Source organism: Nostoc sp. CHAB 5715 (assembly GCF_020829685.1).
Classification (GTDB): domain Bacteria; phylum Cyanobacteriota; class Cyanobacteriia; order Cyanobacteriales; family Nostocaceae; genus Nostoc.
In genome coordinates, this window is the sequence record NZ_JAIVFR010000970.1 from 1 (window position 1) to 2,767 (window position 2,767).

2 protein-coding genes are annotated in these 2,767 nt (G+C 41.1%); both read right to left on the reverse strand.

All coding sequences use genetic code 11. The features are described from left to right. Positions 1-8 precede the first annotated feature (8 nt). On the reverse strand, positions 9-1,346 hold the full coding sequence (locus LC574_RS34505) for a DUF262 domain-containing protein (protein WP_229458113.1): 1,338 nt from the start codon (positions 1,344-1,346) through the stop codon (positions 9-11). Positions 1,347-1,616: 270 nt separating this feature from the next. Further along, positions 1,617-2,624 carry a PD-(D/E)XK nuclease family protein gene (locus tag LC574_RS34510; protein WP_229458114.1) on the reverse strand — a complete coding sequence of 336 codons (1,008 nt, stop codon included), beginning with the start codon at positions 2,622-2,624 and terminating at the stop codon, positions 1,617-1,619. Between the last annotated feature and the right edge of the window lie 143 nt (positions 2,625-2,767).

Below are 2,767 nucleotides of genomic sequence, written 5' to 3' on the forward strand. Positions count from 1 at the left end.
TACATACTTTACTGTGGGTATCCGCCTTTATAAAGTAGCGACTTGGGGAAAATATGATGAACTTGTAAGCAGCTGTGCTTACCTAGAAGATGTTTGGATAGTTCAATGCCACTATCCCAATCTTGTGCTTGATGCACGCGGGTAAGCATATAAAGTAACGGGTAAAACCTTGCTCCCATACCCCAGCCTTGAAAGTCAATAGCTTTGATTTCCAAGTCCCCGCGATTTTGTCGTAGGTTGGCGATGAGTTGGTCTAGCGGGTTATCTTCAGATTCCAATACGTGTAAATCTTGGGTTAAAACACTCTCAGTTGAACCTGCGTACCGTCCCCACAGTAAAGTATGTACATACCAGTACAATAACTTGTCGCGTTCTTTGTGATCTCTAAGATGTCCGCCACGCCCAACAAGGTAGCGCACCATGACAGGAAAGGCGTAAATGCCGCCCAGTACGCGATTGTGGTCGAGTCCAAGCCGACCAGAAATCAGGTTGAGCAGCGTATCAATAGCTTTTTCTGCCTTGTATAGCCCGTCCTGAAATGTCACAGTCTTAACATCTTTGAGTGCGGAAAACATTGCCTCTCCGGTGATAACTGCATTGATGCACCGGAGCAACCACTCCAAACGAAACTCAAACCCTGCTTTTTTCCATTTTGTGAGGCGTGCTTTGAGTTCGTTGCGAGCATCAGGCCATTGAGCGCAAATTTTTGCTAGTGCTAAATCACCTTTAGATAGCTTGGTTCCTCCACTGTTGACAGTGTTGAAAATTTCCACAACTACATCAACTGTTTTATCTTCACCACTGACTTCTTCAATATGCAAATTGATATTTTTAATGCCTTCAAGCTTATTCAAACTATTAATGTAAATGGTCAATTTAGGAGCCAGTTCTGAAACTTTTAGCAACCGCTGAATAAAAATTCCTACACCTTGTTGCATCAATTCAGTGACATTCACCCACAAAGGGTTCTCCTTCATTTTCAGAAGAGCGTAAAATTCAAATATTTCTTCCTCCAAGTTGAAATGCAAACCAGTGAAAGCTTCCACATTGCCATCAAAAAACTGAGGCGGTTTGCCCCGCACGACCCCATAGAATGAGGTGATGCGCTGTTGCCCATCTAGTAGCAGTTTAACTGAACCCGTAGAAAGCTTCCCATCGCCACGAGCATGGTCAATTGCTTGTTCAGTTTTAGTTTCCCACACTAATAAGCTACCGATGGGATGCCTGCGATATAGCGAATTCATCAAACCGCGCACTTGTTCACGATTCCAAACGTAACCCCTTTGGAACTCTGGTAAGGCAATACTGCCCATGTCAATTTGGTCAAGGATAGTAGTAATATTCATAGGTTATTTTTGCTCTTTTGTTACAAATTATAGAACCGGGTATTTACTTAAAACATCAGATACTTTAAATGATGAGATAATATTTGGATTACCTTGAAAAAGCTGAGACATCATTGCTTATTACATTCTGATAATCACTATTTTTTTACTGTTGCACTATCATCAATCGTCGAAAATATCAACTAAATAAACTGCTATACTACTCCCTAGATTTGAGCCACTGGTAACAAACAAGTTGCACCTATTCTTGCTAAATCATTATTAGATCAGCTATGGATATATAGGTTTTACCCCCTTGCCACCATTAGGAGTTTTGCAATACCAACGTAAATCACAGCTTTTACAATCTTGTTCACTAATATCGCCCGGAGCGGGAGCCTCCCATTTGTTAGTACAACGTGATTGTTCAATCTGATTTACCGTCTTAGTAAACTCATTTATCGCCACCTGAATTTCGCTAGGCTCAATACTGACTTCCACAAGAGCATTAACGGGACGTTTAGATGGGCAGGTAGAACCGTCAAGTTCGTTAAGGAAATACAAAACCGCTTTTCGTGGCAAAACGCCGTGCTTGCGTTGGTAGAGATAGGCATAAACTCGCATTTGGAATTCATACGTCTCTAAGTCTTTAGGCTTTAAACCAACGCGACTACTACCTTTGTAGTCCCACATCTCACAGTTTGCAGGGTCTAAGTTTTCATCACTTATATCTACAAGTAGATCCACAACTCCATGAAGAACATGATTAGTCTGATCTGCCTGCAATCTATGTTCTGTGTCTTTAACGCGTGGATAAAGTGTCGGGCCTTCGAGAGCATTGAAATATTGGAGAATTTTTACAGCTTGAACTCGCGTATCTGATCTAATAGCCAGAATTCCTTTGCTATTCAAACCATTCTCAACCTGAATAAAATACCTGATAATATCGCTTGGAGGTGATGGTACTGCTTCCCCAGTCTTCTGTGCGCCTTTAACTTCATTAAAATAGTCACGAATCTCTTCTTCACTGAGAGTAAGTCCATTATCAGGAAGCAAGCCTTTGTTTGACGGATCAACTATTCCATGATAGTGGGCATGACAGCGATCTAAAACTTGGTGAATTATAGTACCGAAGTAAGTTTGAGTTTGCTGGGCAGGTGCATATTTGTGAACATTAAAAGCACCATACTGACGGGCGCAGCGCCGAAAAGAAACGACATCTTGAGTAACACTGTATCGGCGTTTCACCACACTATTATTAGATAGAGGTACAGAAATCCCTTTAAATGGTTTTGTCATAAATAATTTATTCAAATTACGAGTGTATTTTGTCGAAAATTAGTGTAGTTACGTCCAGGTGCAGCTACATGATTTTTAATATGATCTTGTGTGCCAACTAAAATTAGACCATGCTGTGCGCGTGAGTAAGCTACATATAGTAA